Annotated in this window: 16 protein-coding genes; 4 read left to right on the top strand and 12 right to left on the bottom strand. The window is 71.2% G+C overall.

What is annotated here, in order from left to right; translation table 11 throughout:
- Window positions 1-161 precede the first annotated feature (161 nt).
- From ACFYZR_RS05485 to ACFYZR_RS05435, 11 genes are all read right to left on the bottom strand, one after another.
- Window positions 162-1,445, bottom strand: coding sequence for a thymidine phosphorylase (locus tag ACFYZR_RS05485; protein WP_391905359.1), 1,284 nt, complete (start codon window positions 1,443-1,445; stop codon window positions 162-164).
- Between the two features lie 96 nt (window positions 1,446-1,541).
- Window positions 1,542-1,955 carry a cytidine deaminase gene (locus ACFYZR_RS05480; RefSeq protein WP_391905357.1) on the bottom strand — a complete coding sequence of 138 codons (414 nt, stop codon included), beginning with the start codon at window positions 1,953-1,955 and terminating at the stop codon, window positions 1,542-1,544.
- Entirely contained in the window at window positions 1,952-3,244 is a 1,293-nt protein-coding gene (locus ACFYZR_RS05475) for an ABC transporter permease (protein WP_391905354.1), read from the bottom strand. Before ACFYZR_RS05475 ends, ACFYZR_RS05480 begins: the two co-directional genes overlap by 4 nt.
- Window positions 3,241-4,347, bottom strand: coding sequence for an ABC transporter permease (locus ACFYZR_RS05470; RefSeq protein WP_391905351.1), 1,107 nt, complete (start codon window positions 4,345-4,347; stop codon window positions 3,241-3,243). Before ACFYZR_RS05470 ends, ACFYZR_RS05475 begins: the two co-directional genes overlap by 4 nt.
- Window positions 4,344-6,065, bottom strand: a complete 1,722-nt coding sequence (locus ACFYZR_RS05465) for an ATP-binding cassette domain-containing protein (protein ID WP_391906034.1) — start codon at window positions 6,063-6,065, stop codon at window positions 4,344-4,346. Before ACFYZR_RS05465 ends, ACFYZR_RS05470 begins: the two co-directional genes overlap by 4 nt.
- Window positions 6,066-6,279: 214 nt before the next feature.
- Entirely contained in the window at window positions 6,280-7,308 is a 1,029-nt protein-coding gene (locus ACFYZR_RS05460) for a BMP family protein (RefSeq protein ID WP_391905349.1), read from the bottom strand.
- Between the two features lie 132 nt (window positions 7,309-7,440).
- On the bottom strand, window positions 7,441-8,679 hold the full coding sequence (locus tag ACFYZR_RS05455; protein ID WP_391906031.1) for an amidohydrolase: 1,239 nt from the start codon (window positions 8,677-8,679) through the stop codon (window positions 7,441-7,443).
- A gap of 106 nt (window positions 8,680-8,785) precedes the next feature.
- Window positions 8,786-10,054, bottom strand: a complete 1,269-nt coding sequence (locus ACFYZR_RS05450) for a hypothetical protein (protein ID WP_391905346.1) — start codon at window positions 10,052-10,054, stop codon at window positions 8,786-8,788.
- A 10-nt stretch (window positions 10,055-10,064) separates the two neighbouring features.
- Window positions 10,065-11,003, bottom strand: a complete 939-nt coding sequence (locus tag ACFYZR_RS05445; RefSeq protein WP_391905344.1) for an N-acetylneuraminate synthase family protein — start codon at window positions 11,001-11,003, stop codon at window positions 10,065-10,067.
- A gap of 51 nt (window positions 11,004-11,054) precedes the next feature.
- On the bottom strand, window positions 11,055-12,344 hold the full coding sequence (locus ACFYZR_RS05440; RefSeq protein ID WP_391905342.1) for a cytidylyltransferase domain-containing protein: 1,290 nt from the start codon (window positions 12,342-12,344) through the stop codon (window positions 11,055-11,057).
- Window positions 12,345-12,358: 14 nt separating this feature from the next.
- Window positions 12,359-13,687, bottom strand: a complete 1,329-nt coding sequence (locus ACFYZR_RS05435) for a DUF6716 putative glycosyltransferase (RefSeq protein ID WP_391905339.1) — start codon at window positions 13,685-13,687, stop codon at window positions 12,359-12,361.
- Between the two features lie 187 nt (window positions 13,688-13,874).
- Between ACFYZR_RS05435 and ACFYZR_RS05430 the strand changes: the two genes are divergently transcribed.
- From ACFYZR_RS05430 to ACFYZR_RS05420, 3 genes are read left to right on the top strand one after another with little or no spacing between them, the layout of a single operon-like run.
- Complete coding sequence (locus ACFYZR_RS05430) at window positions 13,875-14,867, top strand: glycosyltransferase family 2 protein (RefSeq protein WP_391905336.1); 993 nt, start codon at window positions 13,875-13,877, stop codon at window positions 14,865-14,867.
- The gene (locus ACFYZR_RS05425; protein ID WP_391905333.1) at window positions 14,867-16,228 is read left to right on the top strand and encodes a polysialyltransferase family glycosyltransferase; all 1,362 of its coding nucleotides are present in this window, start codon (window positions 14,867-14,869) and stop codon (window positions 16,226-16,228) included. The genes ACFYZR_RS05430 and ACFYZR_RS05425 overlap by 1 nt, the downstream gene beginning before the upstream one ends.
- Complete coding sequence (locus ACFYZR_RS05420) at window positions 16,225-17,361, top strand: acyltransferase family protein (RefSeq protein WP_391905330.1); 1,137 nt, start codon at window positions 16,225-16,227, stop codon at window positions 17,359-17,361. Before ACFYZR_RS05425 ends, ACFYZR_RS05420 begins: the two co-directional genes overlap by 4 nt.
- On the opposite strand, the gene ACFYZR_RS05415 is transcribed toward ACFYZR_RS05420, so the two are convergent.
- On the bottom strand, window positions 17,347-18,009 hold the full coding sequence (locus ACFYZR_RS05415; RefSeq protein ID WP_391905328.1) for a TetR/AcrR family transcriptional regulator C-terminal domain-containing protein: 663 nt from the start codon (window positions 18,007-18,009) through the stop codon (window positions 17,347-17,349). The genes ACFYZR_RS05420 and ACFYZR_RS05415 overlap by 15 nt on opposite strands.
- Before the next feature lie 80 nt (window positions 18,010-18,089).
- On the opposite strand from ACFYZR_RS05415, the gene ACFYZR_RS05410 reads away from it, so the two are divergent.
- Window positions 18,090-19,595 carry an FAD-dependent monooxygenase gene (locus tag ACFYZR_RS05410; protein ID WP_391905325.1) on the top strand — a complete coding sequence of 502 codons (1,506 nt, stop codon included), beginning with the start codon at window positions 18,090-18,092 and terminating at the stop codon, window positions 19,593-19,595.
- Window positions 19,596-19,737: the final 142 nt, after the last annotated feature.

The raw sequence follows: 19,737 nt of genomic DNA, 5'->3' as shown, positions 1-19,737 counted from the left end.
GGGCACGCGCGCTAACAGTTCCTGGCTTGCGCAATATACAAAACATGGGCGGCGGCTCCGCACTCGCGCCCCCTCGGGCAGAGCGAAAGCCCCCGCCTCGCACTGGGCGAGGCGGGGGCTTTCGGCGCGTCAGCGGCCTGTCAGCGGCCCGTCAGCGGTGCTTACGCGATGCGGTCCAGCACGATCGGGTTCGGCGTGAAGTCCGTACCCGCCGGGGAGATCTCGACGCCGCCCTCAAGAGCCTTGAGCGCGTACTCGAACTTCTCCGGGGTGTCCGTGTTGAGGGTCATCAGCGGCTGGCCCGCCGTGACCGTGTCGCCCGGCTTGGCGTGCATCTCGATGCCCGCGCCGGCCTGCACCGGGTCCTCCTTGCGGGCGCGGCCCGCGCCCAGGCGCCACGCCGAGACACCCACCGCGTAGGCGTCCAGCTTGGTGAGGACGCCGGACTCGGCGGCCGTCACCACGTGCTGCTCACGGGCGACCGGCAGGGTGGCGTCCGGGTCGCCGCCCTGGGCGATGATCATGCGGCGCCAGACGTCCATCGCGGAGCCGTCGGCCAGCGCCTTGGCCGGGTCGGCGTCCTTGATGCCGGCCGCGTCGAGCATCTCGCGCGCCAGGGCGATGGTGAGCTCGACGACGTCCGCCGGGCCACCGCCCGCGAGGACCTCGACGGACTCGCGGACCTCGAGGGCGTTGCCCGCGGTGAGGCCGAGCGGGGTCGACATGTCGGTGAGCAGGGCCACGGTCCTGACGCCGTGGTCGGTGCCGAGGCCGACCATCGTGGAGGCGAGCTCACGGGCGTCCGCGAGGTTCTTCATGAAGGCGCCGGAGCCGACCTTGACGTCCAGGACGAGGGAGCCCGTGCCCTCGGCGATCTTCTTCGACATGATGGAGCTCGCGATCAGGGGGATCGCCTCCACCGTGCCCGTCACGTCGCGCAGGGCGTAGAGCTTCTTGTCGGCCGGGGCCAGGCCGTCGCCGGCGGCGCAGATGACCGAGCCCACGTTGCGCAGGACGTCCAGCATCTCGTCGTTGGAGAGCAGCGCGCGCCAGCCGGGGATGGACTCCAGCTTGTCGAGGGTGCCACCGGTGTGGCCGAGGCCGCGGCCGGAGAGCTGCGGGACGGCCGCGCCGCAGGCGGCGACGAGGGGGGCCAGCGGGAGGGTGATCTTGTCGCCGACGCCACCGGTGGAGTGCTTGTCCGCGGTGGGCACGGGCAGGGAGGAGAAGTCCATGCGCTCGCCGGACTTGATCATCGCGGCGGTCCAGCGGGCGATCTCCGCGCGGTCCATGCCGTTGAGCAGGATGGCCATCGCGAGCGCGGACATCTGCTCGTCGGCGACCTCGCCGCGCGTGTACGCGTCGATCATCCAGTCGATCTGCTCGTCGCTCAGACGGCCGCGGTCACGCTTGGTGCGGATAACGGAAATGGCGTCCATCAGCACATTTTCCTTAAGTTCGTGCGTCCTCAGGGCTTCCCGGGGCCGGAAAGTGACCCGGACGGGCTGAAGCATCAGCCCGTCCGGCGCTTGGGAACATCTTCAACGATTCAGGTCGGCGGGCCCAAACGCGTCGGGCAGCAGTTCCGCCAGAGGGCGGATGCCCTTCGTCGTGTCCACTTCCAGCTCGGGGCCGCCGTGCTCCCAGAGGAGCTGACGGCAGCGGCCGCACGGCATCAGGACGTTGCCGTGGCGGTCGCAGCAGGTGAAGTGGGTCAGGCGGCCGCCGCCGGTGGCGATCAGCTCGGAGACCATGCCGCACTCGGCGCACAGGGCGACGCCGTAGGCGGCGTTCTCCACATTGCAGCCGGTGACGACGCGGCCGTCGTCCACGAGGGCGGCCGAGCCCACGGGGAAGTTGGAGTACGGGGCGTAGGCCCGGGACATGGCGTCCCGGGCCTGCGCACGCAAGCCCTCCCAATCGAACCCGGTCTCCCAGTTCACGGAGGAGGTCACTTGCCCTGACCCTTCCGGTACGGCTTGCCGTCGGCCTTGGGCATCCGCAGGCGTTGCGCGGACAGCGACAGGACCAGCAGGGTCGCGACGTACGGGGTGGCGTCGACGAACTCCAGCGGAACGGTCTTGGTCAGCGCGTACCAGAGGACCAGGGCCGCGGCGACGACACCGCTGATGACCGCCGGCTTCTTCTTGCCCTGCTTCAGGCGCCACAGGGCCAGGCCGGCCAGCAGCACCGCCACGAGCAGCAGCAGGGCGTGGACGGTCGGGCCGCCGGAGCGCAGCTGGAGGCTGTCCATGAAGCCGAACAGGCCGGCGCCCATGGCGACGCCGCCCGGCCGCCAGTTACCGAAGATCATCGTGGCGAGACCGATGTAGCCGCGGCCACCGGTCTGGCCGTCGGAGTACATGTGAGTGCCGATGGCGAGGAACGCGCCACCGAGGCCGGCCATGGCGCCGGAGACGACGACGGCCGCGTACTTGTACTTATAGACGTTGACGCCGAGGGACTCGGCGGCCACCGGGCTCTCGCCGCAGGAGCGCAGGCGCAGACCGAAGGCCGAGCGCCACAGCACGAAGAACGTGCCGACGAACAGCAGCGCGGCGACGATCGTCAGCCAGGACACGTCGGAGACGAGGCCGTCGAGGACACCGGCGACGTCGGAGACGAGGAACCAGTGGTGCTTCTCGATCGAGTGGAGCCAGTCGGACAGGCCCGGGATGGAGAAGTTGGGCATGTTCTCCATGACCGGCGACTGCTTGTCGTTGCCGCCCGCCTTCTGCGCGGCGCTGCCCTCGGCGCCGAACCACATCTTGGCCAGGTACTGGGTGACGCCCAGGGCCAGGATGTTGATCGCCACACCGGAGATGATGTGGTCGACGTTGAAGGTGACGGTCGCGATGGCGTGGATGAGACCGCCGACGGCACCGCCGACGACGCCGGCGAGGGCCGCCACCCACGGGCCGTGCTGCCAGCCCATCCAGCCGGCACAGAACGTGCCGAGCATCATCATGCCCTCGAGGCCGATGTTGACGACACCGGCGCGCTCGGCCCACAGACCGCCGAGACCGGCGAGGCCGATGGGCACGGCGGCGGCGAGGGCGCCGGAGAACTGACCGGAGGAGGTCAGGTCGTTGGCGCCGGTGATCTCGCGCAGGGCGGCCAGCAGGATCATCGCGCCCGCGATGACCATCAGGACGACGGGGGTCGAGAGCTTGCCCCGCTTGCCCTCCGGCCGGTTCCTGCCGGACAGCTTCTCCGCGATGGCGGAGGTGAAGGTGGTGCTCACGCGGAAACCTCCGCCTTGTCGCTCTTACGGGCCTGGGCGGCGAGTTCCTCGCCGACCTTGCGCTGCTGGGCCTTGAGGCCGTACCGGCGCACGATCTCGTAGGCGATGACGACGCACAGGACGATGACGCCCTGGATCACGCCGACGATCTCCTGGGCGTAGCCCTCGAACTCCAGCTGGGTGCCGGTGCGCTCCAGGAAGCCCCAGAGCAGGGCGGCGAGCGCCATGCCGATGGGGTTGTTGCGGCCGAGCAGCGCGATGGCGATACCGGTGAAGCCGATACCGGCCGGGAAGTCGGTGCCGTAGTTGTACGACACGCCGAGCAGGGTCGGCATGCCGACGAGACCGGCGATGGCACCGGAGAGCAGCATGGAGGTGATCACCATGCGCTTGACGCTCACGCCGGAGGCGTGGGCCGCGGACTCGGACCGGCCGACGGTGCGGAGGTCGAAGCCGAAGCGGGTGCGGTTGAGGACGAACCAGTAGGCGGCGCCGGCGAGGGCGGCGATCACCACGAAGCCGTAGATGGGCTTGGGCTGGGTCGGGATCTCGAAGAAGTGGGCCGAGTCGGGCAGGTAGGGCGTGTGGATCAGGTTGCCCTCCTTCTGCGCGAGGCGGCCGTCCTGGAGGAAGTAGCCGATCACCGAGGCGCCGATGGCGTTCAGCATGATCGTGCTGATGACCTCGTTGACGCCGCGGGTGACCTTCAGCAGACCGGCGATACCGGCCCAGAGGGCGCCGACCGCCATCGCGACGATGATGATCAGCGGGATCTGGATGATGCCCGGCATCGTCAGCGCGCCGCCGACCACGGCGGCGAAGAACGCCGCGATGCGGTACTGGCCGTCGACGCCGATGTTGAACAGGTTCATCCGGAAGCCGATGGCCACGGCCAGCGCGGACAGGTAGTACGGCGTCGCCTTGTTGATGATCCAGACCTGGCTGTCGGCCTTGGAGCCGAAGTCCACCATCACCTGGTAGGCGTGGAAGGGGTCCTTGCCGGTGGCCCCGATGATGATCGAGGTGATCAGCAGCGCGGTGACGATGGCCAGGGCCGGGGCGGCGAGGCCAAGGATCAGCTTGTTCTTGTCGAACTTCTTCACTTCGAGTCACCGCCTTCCGGGTTCTCGTCGTTCTTGTCGGTCTTCTTCTCCGAGGACTCGTCGTCCTCGGCCGGGGTCCCGGGGGTCTCCGGGTCCGCCGGGGCCTCCGGGGCGTCCCCGGAATCCGGGGTCTCCGAGGCCTCCTCGGAGCCCTCCTCGTGCTCGAGGTGGCCCGACGCCGCGCCCGTCATGGCGGAGCCCAGCTCCTCCGGGGTGATCGTCGCGGGGTCCGCGTCGGCGACCAGACGGCCGCGGAACATCACCCGGAGCGTGTCGGAGAGGCCGATCAGCTCGTCCAGGTCGGCGGAGATCAGCAGCACCGCCAGGCCCTCGCGGCGCGCCTCGCGGATCTGGTCCCAGATCTGCGCCTGCGCGCCGACGTCCACGCCCCGGGTGGGGTGCGCGGCGATGAGGAGCTTGGGGTTGTGGCTCATCTCGCGGCCGACGATCAGCTTCTGCTGGTTGCCGCCGGACAGGGAGGCCGCGGTGACCTCGATACCGGGCGTACGGACGTCGTACTCGCGGACGATCCGCTCGGTGTCCTCACGGGCGGCCTTGGTGTCGAGGAGCCCGCCCTTGCTGTTGGGCTTCTCGGTGACGTGGCCGAGGATGCGGTTCTCCCACAGCGGGGCCTCCAGCAGCAGGCCGTGGCGGTGGCGGTCCTCGGGGATGTACCCGATGCCGTCCTCGCGGCGCTTGCGCGTGGGGGTCCTGGTGATGTCGGCGCCGTCGAGGGTGAGGACGCCGCCGTCCGGGGTCCGCATGCCCATGATGGCCTCGACGAGCTCCGCCTGGCCGTTGCCCTCGACACCCGCGAGGCCGAGGACCTCGCCCTTGTGGATGGTGAAGGTGATGCCGTCGAGCACCGCGCGGACGACGCCGTCGGAGTCGGTGGCGGACAGGTGGAGACCGTCGACGGTGAGCATGGGCACGTCGGTGACCGTGGACTCACGGGTCTCCGGCGAGGGCAGCTCCTCGCCCACCATCAGCTCGGCGAGCTGCTTGGGGGTGGTCTCGCTGGGGATCGCGGTGCCGACGGTGGTGCCGCGCCGGATGACGGTGATGTCGTCGGCGACGGAGAGCACCTCGCCCAGCTTGTGCGAGATGAAGATGACCGTCAGGCCCTCGGCCTTGAGCTCGCGCAGGTTGTCGAAGAGCGCGTCGACCTCCTGGGGGACCAGGACGGCGGTGGGCTCGTCGAGGATCAGGGTGCGGGCACCCCGGTAGAGGACCTTGAGGATCTCCACGCGCTGGCGGTCGGCGACGCCGAGGTCCTCGACGAGGACGTCGGGGCGCACGCCCAGGCCGTAGGAGTCGGAGATCTCCTTGATCTTCTTACGGGCCTTGTTGCCGATGCCGTGGAGCTTCTCGGCGCCGAGGACGACGTTCTCCAGCACCGTGAGGTTGTCGGCCAGCATGAAGTGCTGGTGCACCATGCCGATGCCGCGCGAGATGGCGTCGGCGGGGCTGGACAGGGAGACCTGCTCGCCGTCGAGGGTGATGGTGCCCTCGTCCGGCTTCTGCATGCCGTAGAGGATCTTCATCAGGGTCGACTTGCCGGCGCCGTTCTCGCCGCAGAGGGCGTGGACGGTGCCGCGGCGGACCGTGAGGTGGATGTCGTGGTTGGCCACGACGCCGGGGAACCGCTTGGTGATGCCCGCGAGCTCTACCGCCGGTGCGGCTGGCTCCTTCTTGGGCTCTTCGGTGGACGCTTTGATGGCGCACTCTCCTCGGGGAAGGGAGCGGGAGGAAGCCGGACCAACCGTGCGGGGGTCGGAGGGTTCGGCGGGGCGGGGGCGACGCTACACGCGTCAACGCCGCGCTACGCGCGTAGCGTTGGCTCGTATGTACGGGCCCGCGGTGGGGGAGCTCCCCCACCGCGGGCCCGCTGTCATGACGTCATGACGGACCGGCCGGAACCGGTCACTCACGTCACGGGGCGGTGCGGACCTTGACCTGGCCGTCCACGATCTTCTTCTTCGCGGCCTCGATCTTGTCCTTGATGTCGTCGATCTGACCACCGGAGGTGGCCAGCGACACGCCGCCGTCCTTGAGCAGGTAGGCGTGCGGGCCCGTCAGCGGCTTGCCGTCCTTGACGCTCTTGATGAGGTCGAAGACCGCCACGTCCACGTTCTTCACCACGGAGGTGAGGATGGAGCTCTTGTACTTCTCCAGGCCGGGCTGCTGGTACTGGTCGGAGTCGACACCGATCGCCCAGGCGCCCTTCTGGCCGGAGATGGCCTCGATCGAACCGTTGCCGGAGAGACCGGCGGCGGTGTAGATCACGTCGATGCCCGAGTCGAGCATGCCCTTGGCCTTGTCCTTGGCGGCCGCCGGGTCGTTGAAGCCCTTGTCGTTGTTCGGGTACAGGTACTGCGAGGTGACCTGGACGTTGGAGTCCGTGTCCTTCGCGCCCTGCTCGAAACCGGCCTGGAACTTCTGGATGAGGGCGTTGTTCACACCACCGATGAAGCCGACCTTGTGGTTCTTGGACTTCAGGGCGGCGGCGACACCCGCGAGGTAGGAGCCCTCGTGCTCACCGAAGGTGATGCTGTCGATGTTGTTGCCCGGGGCGACCGAGTCGACGATGCCGAAGGTGGTCTTCGGGAAGTCCTTGGCGACCTTCTCGATCGACTTCGAGTAGTTGAAGCCGACGCCGATGACGGGGTTGTACCCGGACTCGGCGAGGGAGGTCAGCCGCTGCTCGCGGTCGGCCTCGGTCTCACCGTTCTTGGCGGTCATCAGCTTGCTCTGGACACCGAGCTCCTTCTGGGCCTTGTCCACGCCACGGGCGGCGGACTCGTTGAAGGAGTGGTCGTCACGGCCGCCGACGTCGAACGCCAGGCCGACGCCCTTTCCGCCGCTGCTGGACTCGGTAGAGGACTCACCACAGGCGGTGAGAGTGAATGCGAGAGCCGCGGTGCTGATGCCCGCGACGGCGATAGTGGATACCCGGCGCACGAGGGGCCCCTTCACTCGAAGCGCCTCCATTGGCGCTGTCTTTCGCGGGCATCGTAACGCGCGTAGATACAGATAAAAGGGGTGCTAGGAAGCCGTTATCGGATCGTCGTCAACCCTTCTTGACCCGAATGCCTACATTCGGTTGCCGTCCAGCAATGCTGCGGCGGTAAAGAGCTCCACTCCTACGGTGATCGCTTCCTCGTCGACATCGAAATCGCCGCAATGCAGGTCACGGCGGGTCGTATCCCCCACCGGACGGACCCCGAGCCGGGCCATCGCGCCCGGTACGTGCTCCAGGTACCAGGAGAAGTCCTCGCCGCCCAGGCTCTGCTCGGTGTCCTCCAGGGAATACCTCCCCCGGCGGGCGGCCATGGCGCGCCGGAGCAGCCCGGTGACCTCGCCGTCGTTGACCACGGGCGGGACACCGCGGATGTAGTCGATCTCCGTCTTGGCCCGGTGGAGGGCGGCGACCTCGTCGACCGCGGCGTGCACCAGGTCGGCGGCCTCCCGCCAGGCGTGGAGGTCCAGGCAGCGGACCGTGCCGGAGAGCTCGGCGTGCTGCGGGATGACATTGGGGGCGTGCCCGGTCTCCAGCCGTCCCCAGGTGAGGGAGAGCCCCGAGCGGGCGTCGGCCCGCCGGGCGAGCACGGCCGGGACGTCGGTGGCGATCCGGGCGGCGGCCGTCACCAGATCAGTGGTGAGGTGGGGGCGGGCGGTGTGGCCGCCGGGGCCGGCGAGGCGGATCTCCAGCCGGTCGCAGGCGGAGGTGATGGGGCCGGTCCGCAGGCCCAGCCGGCCGACCTCCACCTTGGGGTCGCAGTGCACGGCGATGATGCGGCCCACCCCGTCCAGCGCCCCGCACTCGATCGCGTCGAGCGCGCCACCGGGCAGCACCTCCTCGGCGGGCTGGAAGATCAGCCGCACCGGATTGGGCAGCAGCCCCTGCTCGGCCAGGTCCGCCAGGACCAGTCCGGCGCCCAGGACGACGGTGGTGTGGACGTCATGGCCACAGGCGTGGGCCATCTTGGGGATGGTCGAGCGATAGGGGACGGTCTTGGTGTCCGGGATGGGCAGCGCGTCGAGATCGGCGCGCAGCGCGAGGACGGGCCGCCGGCCGCCGGTGGCGGCGTACGAGGCGCTGTCCCGCCCGATGTCGCAGATCAGCCCGGTGCCACCGGCGAGCGTACGCGGTCTGAGCCCTGCCTTTTCCAGCCTCGCCCGGACCTGCGCGGTGGTACGGAACTCACGGTTTCCCAGCTCCGGGTTCATATGCAAGTCACGCCGGAACGCGATGAGTTCGCTGCGCAGCCCGGAGGGGAGCAGACCGGGAAGTTCGCCTTCGGTGGTTTCGGGATCGGCTTCGCAGGGCATCAGGTGATTCACCCTGTGAAGGGTAGAGCCCCGAATGGGGCAACTGTCCTTCGATCACGAAAAGTTCAGCCGCATGGATGGGTTGACCGAGGGGTATGACCCGTATTTACGGCGTACCTTCGGCGACACGCCCCGATGGAACGGGCGCGTACGGTACGCGGCGTACGGCGCGCGCGCTTCCCGTGACTCCGGAGAGGAAACCTTCGGCCCGGGGTGAGGCGTGCTCGGTGAGCCAGGCGGGGTCGATGTCGCAGACGGCGACGGTCACCCCGGTGCCCGCGAGGGCCGGGGGCAGGGTGTGGACGACGGTGGAGGGGAAGCTCAGCACCGTGCGTCCGATGGGCCCGCGCCGGGCGATCAGCTCCAGCGGGAGCTCGGGGCGGACGACCTCCAGCCCCAGCTCGACGGCTATGCGGCGGAGCTTGTCGGTGCTCTCGCGGCGGTGGGCGAAGTAGCGGGTGGCGCCATGGGCGCGGGCGAGGGCGGCGACCGCTTCGAGATAGCGCTCGGGGTCCACGACCCCGGTCTCGACGAGGGAGGTGCCCACCAGATCGGTGCCCCGGGTGAGGGTGGGCGGGCCCTGGGTGGCCCGGGTCCAGGCGAAGTCATTGGCCGTGACCGTCACTCCGGGTGGCGGTTCCACGGGCATCGAGGTGAAGATTTCCACCGAACGGTGGTTGTTCGGAGTGAGTTTCCGGCGCGCTGACGCCGATACGGGCGCGAAGACGATGTCGCGCGCCCCCGGGGTGGTGTTCCGCCGGTGCCAGCGTACGAAGCGTTCGCCCCGGGCGAGTTGGGAGACGAACTCCATGGTCGCGGTGCCGTCGTCCACCACGATCAGCTCCCGCGCCCGGGTGATGGTCAGCAACAACTGGACGTAACGCGAGAACGGGTCGCCGATGACGACGCGCCGCGCCCTGCGCAGCGGCCCGGCGAGCGTGCCGACGGTGGCGACGGGCGCCCCCGGCCCTCCCCTGGCCTCCTCCCAGCGCACCTGGTGGCCCTGGTCCCGGGCCAGTTCGGCCATGCGCCGCAATTGGCCGCGGGTCATGGGGTCGTGCGGGGCGAGGACGACGACGAGCAGATCACCGCCGAGCGGGGTGATGTCCCGGGCGCCGGGCTGACGCGGCACGCCCTCGCACAACGGCACGCCCTCGCGCGACGGCACGCCCTCGCGCGACGGCACGCCTTCGCACGACGGCCGGGGGCCGTGGGTGACGCGGTACGCCCATTCGAGGACGTTCAGCAGCTGGACCGGGCTCTCGACGAAGGCCAGAGTGGGGGCTTCGGCCCGGCGGGGGCCCCGGAGGCGGCGGACGGGAGCCTCCGCCGCCTCCGGGACCGGTCCGTCGGCCGGCCCCTCGGGTGGGGTCACGGCCGGCCCGTCAGACCGCGACGGGTTCGCGGTCGCCCGCCTCGGCGACGACGCCCGCGACCCGGCGCAGCTTGCGCATCGGCCCCAGCTCGCTGTCGTACACCCGCTTGACCCCGTCGCCCAGCGACTCCTCCACGACGCGGATGTCGCGCACGAGGCGGCTGAGGCCGCCGGGCTCGACGGACGCGGCCTGGTCGGAGCCCCACATGGCGCGGTCGAGGGTGATGTGGCGCTCGACGAAGGCGGCGCCGAGGGCGACGGCGGCGAGGGTGGTCTGGAGGCCCGTCTCATGACCGGAGTAGCCGATGGGAACGTTGGGGTACTCGGCCATCAGGGTGTTGATCACCCGGAGGTTGAGCTCGGCGGCCTTGGCCGGGTAGGTCGAGGTCGCGTGGCAGAGCACGATGTTGTCGCTGCCCAGCACCTCGACGGCGTGCCGGATCTGCTTGGGCGTGGACATCCCGGTGGAGAGGATCACCGTGCGGCCGGTGGCGCGCAGGGCGCGCAACAGCTCGTCGTCGGTGAGGGAGGCGGAGGCCACCTTGTGGGCCGGGACGTCGAACTTCTCCAGGAACGCGACGGCCTCGGTGTCCCAGGGCGAGGCGAACCAGGCGATGCCGCGCTTCTCGCAGTGCTCGGCGATGGCGCGGTACTCGTCCTCGCCGAATTCCACCCGGTGGCGGTAGTCGATGTACGTCATCCGGCCCCACGGCGTGTCGCGTTCCAGGTCCCACTGGTCGCGCGGGGTGCAGACCTCGGGGGTGCGCTTCTGGAACTTCACGGCGTCGCAGCCGGCGTCGGCGGCGGCGTCGACAAGGGCGAGGGCGGTGTCGAGGTCGCCGTTGTGGTTGATGCCGATCTCACCGGTGACGTAGACGGGGTGCCCGGGGCCGACGGGCCGGTCGCCGAGGAGCCGGGTGCGGAGCGCGCTGCGCGGTGCTGGGTTCATGAGGGGGCGGTTCCTTTGGTGACGGGGGCGGGGTGGGAAAGGGGAGCGGGGTCAGGCGGTGGTGCCGAGGTCCTCGCCGAGGAGCCAGGTGGCGATCTCGCGGACGGCGCCGCGGCCGCCCGGGGCGGCGGTCACGGCACGCGCGGCGGCGCGTACGGTGCCGTGGGCGTCGGCCACGGCCACGGGCCAGCCGACGAGGCCCAGGCAGGGCAGGTCGTTGACGTCGTTGCCGGCGTAGAGCACCCGCTGGGGGTCGATGCCGTGCTCCTCGCACCACTGTTTGAGCGAGACGTCCTTGCGCTCGCTGCCGTGGATCACGGGCACGCGGAGCTTGCGGCCGCGCGCGGCGACGACGGGGTTGGTCTCGGTGGACAGGATCAGCACCGCCAGCCCGGCCCGGCGCAGCGCGGCGACGCCGAGGCCGTCCCCGCGGTGGACGGCGACGAGCTCGCGCCCGTCGGCGTCGATGAGGACGCGGTCGTCGGTCTGGGTGCCGTCGAAGTCGAGGACGACGGCGTCGACGTCACGCCGGGTGGGGAGGGCCGCGGGGGCGGTGTCCAGCAGGGGCGCCAGGGCCCGGGCGCGGGCGAGATCGTGGGGGTCGTCGATCTCCAGGACGCGGGAGGGGTCGGTGCGGACGAGGTCGGTGCGGCCGAAGAAGCGGTGGCGGTTCTCGCGGAAGCCGGTGGCTTCCATGGCGTAGGCGGCGCCGGTTTCGAGGAGGTCCTGAGGGCGGTCCTGGCGGCGCGGGCGGACTGTCCTGTCGTGGTTGACGCCGGTGGCACCGAGGAATGGTTGCTGCCCGGTGGGCAGGTTTGTGCCCACCCGTTCCGCCCTGCGGAACGATTGCCCACAAACCTGCTGCTGCGGCACGCCGACAGAGGCCCCCTCACGCCACACGAAGCCGTGGAAGGGGGCCACCGTCAGGGCGCTGTCCGCGCCGCCCTCGACCACCGCTGCGGCCACGCCGCCGACGTCCTCCGCCGTGAGGAACGGGCTGGTGCACTGCACCAGGAGCACCGTGCCCACCGGCACCCCCCGCATCGCCTCGTACACGTCCATCGCGTGCAGCACCGCCGCCTCGCTCGTCGCGGTGTCCCCCGCGATCGCCGGGGGGCGTTGGACGACTTCCGCACCCGCGCCCCGGGCGGCCGCCGCGATGGCCGGGTCGTCCGTCGAGACGACGACGTCCGTGACCAGGCGGGCCGCCCGGCAGGCGCGGACCGCGCGGGCGACGAGCGGGACGCCGCCGACGGGGGCGAGGTTCTTGCCGGGCACTCCCTTGGAGCCGCCACGGGCGGGGATGACGGCCAGGACGGCCGGCGGAACGGACGACGACATGGTGTACTCCTCGGTCACAGCTCCCCCAGTCGGCGGATGACGGGCGCCACGCGCTGCACCCCGTGCCGGTACGCCCCGCGCGCGGCCTCCCGGAGGGCGCCCCGGGTGGCGCGGCGCAGCGCGCTCTCCTCGCGGCCGGGCGCGGCCGGCTCGCGCAGGGGGCGGCCTCCGGGGTCGAAGCCGTAGCGGGCGAGGATGCCGGGGAGGTAGCCGGGGGCGGTCTCCGCCGTGTAGTAGGGGGCGAGCGGCGGGGGCGCGGCGCGGCGGGCGAGTTCGGCGACGCGGGCGCGTGCCGTGTCGAACGCGCGCTCGTGGGGCCGGTCCGTGGCGACGCCCTGGCGGGCGGTCCAGGTGGGGTCCGGCCGGGGCAGGTGGCCCGCGTCGAGGTGGTCCCAGGAGGTGAGGCAGCCGGAGCCGAGGAAGTGGTGGTTGCCGAGGGCCTCGCGGATGCCGAGGTCGGTGAGGACGGCGGTGGGTACGTTCCGGTGGAGGGATTCGAGGGCGGCGGTGGAGCTGACGGTGACCAGGAGGTCGGTGCGGTCGAGGACGTCGCCCATGTGGCCGTAGACGAGGCGGCAGTTGGGCGGCAGGCCGCCGGGGAAGCGCTGGGCGAGCTTCTGGTACGGGAGTTCCTCGATGTGTGTGGTGTGCTCACCGGGCTTGCTGCGGAGCTTGAGCAACACATCCCGTTCCGGGTGCGCGCGGGCGTGCCGTACGGCGCGTTCGAGGAGGTACGCGCGGTCGGCGCGGCCGTCCGGTACGGAGGGCTGGGCGGCGAACACCACGGTGAACGGCCGGAGTTCCTCACTCCGCCCGCGTCCCCCTCCCTCCAGGAAGGGCAGCGCGCACTCGATCACGCTGTCGGAAGGGGCGTCCACCCCCTCGTAGACCGCGCGGAAACGCTCGGCGTCGTGGCGGGAGTTGGCGAGGACGACGTCCGCGCCGTGCCGCAGCAGCAGGCCGTCGGCGAGCTTCTCGTAGACGACGCCGACGTAGCCGGTGACGACGACGGGCCGGGGTGCGGTGGCCCGGCCCCACGCGTGGGCCAGTCCGTGGAGCATCGCCTGCACGGCGCCGCCGACGCAGGCCAGGACGATCACGTCGTACCGCTCCCGGCCCGCCGCCCGGGTGAACTCCGCGCCGGTGACCTCGCACAGGGCGTCCGCGTGGATCCCGACCTCGGCGAGCTGGCGGACCGTGGGGGTGGCGCGTCCTCTCAGCAGGAAGCCGTCGAGCGCGCCTCGCGGGGCGAGCCGGTGTGCGGTGAGCGCTCCCCATTTCCACCGGGTGTCGGAGTCCGCGAGGACGGCCACCCGGGGCGGGGATTCATTGCGTGATGGCACATCGCCGACGATAGAAATGCATTCCGTTTGGCTGCCCAACGGGACTTCAACAGCCGGTAAACAGCACACCGACGATCGGCGAAGCGGTTGACGCGCAAGGGCGGTTCATCGATCCGCCGCGCTTCGTTCACCTCTCATTGTGCCCTTCGTCAGAACGAATGCCGGGGCACCACATAGCGTCACGCGGGTGGTCAAGCTCTCGGTCATCGTGCCGTTCTTCAACGTGCAGACATACGCTCCCGACACACTGAGAAGCCTGAGTGCGAACGCACGCGAGGACTTCGAATTCATTCTCGTCGACGATTGTTCGACGGACGGGACACCGGAGATCCTGGAACGCGCGGAGCGCGAGGTGCCGGGGGCGGTGCTGGTGCGGCACGAGGAGAACGGCGGCCTCGCCACGGCCCGCAACACCGGGCTGGATCTGGCGCGCGGGGAGTACGTGACCTTCCTCGACGGCGACGACTGGCTGGCCCCCGGCCACTACGAGCGGCTCCTCGCGGTGGCGGAGGAACTGGACGTCGACTTCGTCCGCACCGACCACGTCCAGTGCACGGGACGGGCGCGGACGGTCCACCGGGTGCCCGTCGGACGGCGGGGGGTGGCGCTGTCGCCGCGCGAGGCGATACTGCCGGCCGACCGCTCCACGTCCGTCGACTACGCCTACGCCTGGGCGGGCGTCTACCACCGGCGGCTGCTGGACGAGGGCCTGCTGCACTTCACCCACGGACTGCGCACCGCCGAGGACCGGCCGTGGATCTGGCGGCTGCACCGCGAGGCGCGGTCCTTCGCGGTGTCGGGACTGCTCGGGGTGTTCTACCGCCGGGGGGTCGCCACTTCGCTCACCCAGATCGGTGACGTACGCCAGCTCCATTTCCTGCGGGCATTCGATCAGGTAATCGAGGAAACGGCGACGGATCCGGAGGCGGAAAAACTTCTCCCCAAGGCCGTTCGTACGTACTGCGCGATTATGTCCCACCAGTTGGGAACAATCGAACGATTCGAACCCGAAGTCGCCCGGGCGTTGCGTTCCCTGAGTGCCGACGCCTTGCGGCGGATGCCCCGGGAACTCGTCAAGGACGCGCTGAATTCCATGGACGAGGACCGGGCGGCCCGGCTGCGCCGGTTGCGCCGCAGGCCCGCCCGGCCGGGGGCGGCCCGGCTGGGGGCGGCCGCCTGATGACCTCCCGACCGCGCGTCCAGCTCCTGCTCGTCTCCACGCTCTACGGCGCCGCCACGCTCGCCGCCGCCCTCGACGCGGGACAACTGCCCGCCGCCGAGCGCCGCTACCTGGTCGTCGCCAATACCGCCGCCATCCCCGAGACCACCCCGGGCCCCGACCGGGCGCCCGGCTTCGAACGGCTCCTCACCCGCTTCGACGGGGTGCTGTCCTGGAACGACGCGATCAGCCCCTTCCACCCCGCCGGCTGGTCCCCGCGCCCCGACGACGCCCCCCTGTGGGAGCGCTATCTGCGGCTGCTGTGGGGGCTCGGCACGGACGACGTGACGCTCGTCCTCGAGTCCATCCAGGTCAACCCGGCCCTCGCCCTCGCCCAGGTCTTCCCCGACGCGCCCCTGGACGTCTACGCCGACGGGCTGATGAGCTACGGGCCCACCCGCAGCAAGCTCGATCCGCTGATCGGCACGCGCGTCCGGCGCCTGCTCCACCTGGACCTCGTGCCCGGGCTGAGACCGCTGCTGCTCACGGAGTTCGGGGTCGAGGCGGAGACCGTGCCCGGCGAGGCCTTCGCCAAGGTGCTGGCCGAGCTCTCCGAGAGCTGCCCCGACCTGCCGGAGGTCCCCGAGGGCGCGGCCCTGCTCCTCGGGCAGTACCTGTCGGCGCTGGACATCCTCTCCCCCGAGGAGGAGGAGCGGCTGCACGTACGGATGCTGCGCGGCGCGGTCCGGCGCGGCCACCGCGACGTGCTCTTCAAGCCGCATCCCTCGGCGCCGTCCCGCTGGTCGCGGATGCTGGAGGAGGAGGCCGCCCGGCTCGACGCCCGGCTGACGGTCCTGGACGTGCCCGTGCTGGCCGAGGTGGTCTACCAGCGGCTGCGGCCCGCGCTGGTCGTCGCCTGCTTCTCGACCGCGCTGCTCACCGCCCGCACCTTCCACGGCCTGCCCGTCGCCCGCGCCGGCACGGACCTGCTGCTGGAACGCCTCACGCCGTACCAGAACAGCAACCGCGTACCGGTGACGATCGTGGACGCGCTGTTGCCGGACCTGGAGGCCGACGCTGCCGCGTCGGCCCCACCCGCACCCGAAGACCTCAGCGGCCTCCTCGCCGCAGTGGGCTACGCGATGCAGCCCCAGATCTACCCGAACCTCCGCCCGGCGGCGGAGCGCTACCTCTCCACCCACCTGAGCACCAGAACCTGGCGCTACTTCAAACGCCGCCGCCTCACCGCCCTCGCCCTCCCCGGCGCGATCCCCTCCCAACTCGCCTTCCTCCCCCGCAATCCGGCCGTCCGGAGGGTCGCCCGCCGGGCGCGGGCCATGAAGCGGCGGCTGACGAGGCCGAAGAAAGCGACTCCCGCATGACGGTCACAAGCCCCACACCCGCCCCTCCTCTGCCCGCGCCGCGTGCGGAAAAGGCCCGCGCCCGGTCGTCGGGGCGGCTGTACGCGCTGGACGGGCTGCGGCTCGTCGCCGCCCTGATGGTGGCGCTGTACCACTACGGCGGGCGGGACGGCGATGTCAGCCGGGCGTGGGGCGCCTCGCCCCGCCATGAGTTCCCGCATCTGTCGGCGGCGTTCGCCTACGGCTGCCTCGGGGTGCAGATCTTCTTCGTCATCAGCGGGTTCGTGATCTGCATGAGCGGCTGGGGCCGGCCCCTGCGGTCCTTCGTCGCCTCGCGCGCGTCCCGGCTCTACCCCGCCTACTGGGCCGCGATCGTGCTGGTCACGCTGGTGTTCGCGCTGCCGTGGGTGACGTACAGGACGGTCTCCCCCAGCGACACGCTCGTCAACCTCAGCATGCTCCAGCAGCCCGTCGGCGCCGACCGGGTGCTGGGGGTGTGCTGGACGCTCTGGGCGGAACTGCGCTTCTACGCGCTCTTCGCGCTGTTCGTCGTGCTTCCCGGGGCCTCGCGGCGGCGGGTGGTGCTGTTCTGCGCGATGTGGACGCTGATGACGGTGATCACCTCCGCCTCGCACGTCGAGTTCCTGCGCGTGGTGTTCATGCCGGAGCACTCCGCCTTCTTCATCGGCGGCATCGGCCTCTATCTGGTGCACCGCTTCGGCAATGACGCGCTGGCCTGGGGCATCGTAGGCGTGAGCTTCCTGCTCGGCCAGCACTACGCGGTGGCGGGCCTCGTCCACCCGCCGAACCCCCACTACTTCTCCACCCGCTCCGCCTACGTCGTCATCGCCGTCCTCGCCCTCGGCTACGCGGCCGTCGCGGCGGTGGCCACGGGCAGGACGGGCTGGGCGACATGGCGCTGGCTGCCGTTCGCGGGCGCGCTGACCTACCCGTTCTATCTGGTGCACGAGCACCTGGGGTGGGTGGTGATCGGCGGGCTCCACCGGGGGCTGGGCGTCCCGTCGTACGCGACGTTCGGGCTGACGCTGCTGGTGATGCTGGTGCTGGCGTGGGCGCTGCACCGGTTCGTGGAGCGGCGGTTCACGCCCGCGCTGCGCAAGGCGCTGGACGGCGGCGTGTCACTCGGCGGGTAGCGCGGGCAGCGCGGGTAGCAATGTGGCCTCGATGCCGGCGATGACGGCGCGCAGGCCGGTCTCGAAGCCGGCGTCGAGGTCGTTGAAGAACACCTGCCCCGCGTCGGCGGTGAGCGGATGGCCCTCCAGGCGGCGGGCGCGCTCGGCCGCGTCGTAGTAGGGGTCGCGCTCGCCGCCGGGGAACGGGTAGACGGACTGCTGCTCGATGACGTGCCCCATCGTGAAGCACTGGACGGTGAACCAGGCGCGTGCGGCGTTCGGCAGGGTGAAGCCGGCGTCCACCAGCATCTCCATCAACCCGTCCACGGGACCCGCGTAGTCCGCGCCCCTGAAGCGGGTACCGCTGAAGACCTTGGCGCCGTCGCGGTAACCGAGCACGGAATCCCGGATGACGTGGGCCGCGCCGGACATGAACGACTGCCAGTCGGAGCGGTCGACGTCGCACAGGGCGGCGCCCATGCGCCGGAACATCTCCGTGGCCATCTCGTCGAGCAGTTCCTGCTTGTTCTTGAAGTGCCAGTAGAGCGCCGGGGCCTGGACGTCCAGCTCCTTGGCGATCCGGCGCAGGGTGAGGCCTTCGAGGCCCACCTCGTTCAGCAGGCGGAGCGCGGTCACAGCCACCTGGGTTCTGTCAATGCGAGTTGCCACCTTGACACCTTAACAACGTTAAGTGCACGCTGGGGAGCGTTCCGAACTTAACAGCGTTAAGGAATAGAGGGGGGATCACGTTGACCACCGACGTGACCACGCACACCGACGTGACCACGCACACGGACGTCCTGATCGCGGGCGCCGGGCCGACCGGCCTGGTCCTCGCCGTCGACCTGGCCCGCCGCGGCATACCCCACCGCCTCGTCGAGCGCGCCGACCGCGGCTTCCCCGGCTCGCGCGGGGCGGGCCTCCAGCCGCGCTCACTGGAGGTCTTCGAGGATCTGGGCGTACTGGAGGCCATGCGGGCGGCGGGCGGCCCGTGCCCGCCGCTGATGCTCTGGGACGGCGACCGGCAGACCGGCGAATGGGACATCATCCTCCGCGCCGAACCCACGCCGGCCGTGCCGTACGGCGAGATCATGATGCTGCCCCAGTGGCGCACGGTGGAAATCCTCGCCGCGCGGCTCGAAGAGCTCGGCGGCCGCGTGGAGTTCGAGACCGAGCTGACCGGCTTCGAGCAGGACGCCGACGGCGTCACCGCCACCCTCACCCGGCCGGACGGCGCGACCGAGGCCGTACGGGCCCCCTATCTGGTCGGCGCCGACGGCGGCCGCAGCGCCGTGCGCCGCGCGCTGGGCGTCGGCTTCGCCTCGGAGCCCGTCGACGAGCGCGCGGCCCTCCTCGCCGACGTCGTCGTCGACGGGCTGGAGCGCACCCACTGGCACGTCTGGCCGGACGCCCCGGGCGGCAGGTTCATGCTGCGCCCGCTGGAGGGCGTCGAGACCTTCCAGCTCGTCGCCCGCCACGACGACTCCGACACACGGGTGGACCCCGAGCGGGACGGCACCACGGAAGCCCTCCAGCGCCTGATCGAGGAGCAGACGGGCCGGAGCGACCTGAAGGTGGGCGAGGTCCACTGGGTGTCGGCGTTCAAGCCGCGCATGGCCATGGCGGAACGATTCCGCGAGGGGCGGGTCTTCCTCGCCGGGGACGCCGCCCACGTCCACTCCCCGGCCGGCGGCCAGGGCCTCAACACCAGCATCCAGGACGGCTACAACCTCGGCTGGAAGCTGGACGCGGTCCTGCGGCGCGGGGCACCGGACACCCTCCTCGACACCTACGCGACCGAACGGATGAAGATCGCGGCCGACGTCCTGGGCATGAGCACCCGCATCCACCACGAGGACGACGCCGGCCGGCCCCGGCGCGGCGCCGAGACCCTCCAGCTCCACGTGGGCTACCCGGACAGCGACCTCACCCGCGAGCTGCGCCACGACCTCCCCGAGGACGCCCTGCGCGCGGGCGACCGCGCCCCGGACGCACCGTGCGAGGACCCGGCCACCGGCGCGCGGGTCCGGCTCTTCGAGGTCTTCCAGGGCCCGCACGCCACGGTTCTGGCGCTGGGCGACGCGGAGTTCACCGTGCCGGAGTGGGTTCGCGTGTTCCGGCCGGTGGACGTGGACGGGCACGTCAAGGACGCGTACAGGTCCGGGTACTTCGTGATCCGCCCGGACGGGTACGTGGGCCTGGCGACGGACGACGCGGGGGACGTGGCCGCGTACCTGGCGGCGCTGTCGGGGTGACGCGACGGGGGTGACGGCGCCGGGGATTACGCGCCGGGCGGGCCTCCCACGGGGGTGGGGGACCGCCCGGACGGCGGCGCCCGGATACATGCCCTGCCGTGCGGCCGGCCCGCCACGACGACCGGCGGACCGGCCCTGTTAC

It is taken from the genome of Streptomyces sp. NPDC001678 (assembly GCF_042892945.1).
GTDB lineage: Bacteria > Actinomycetota > Actinomycetes > Streptomycetales > Streptomycetaceae > Streptomyces.
The sequence above is the reverse complement of the archived record's forward strand: the minus strand, read 5'-3'. Positions and strand labels throughout refer to the sequence as shown.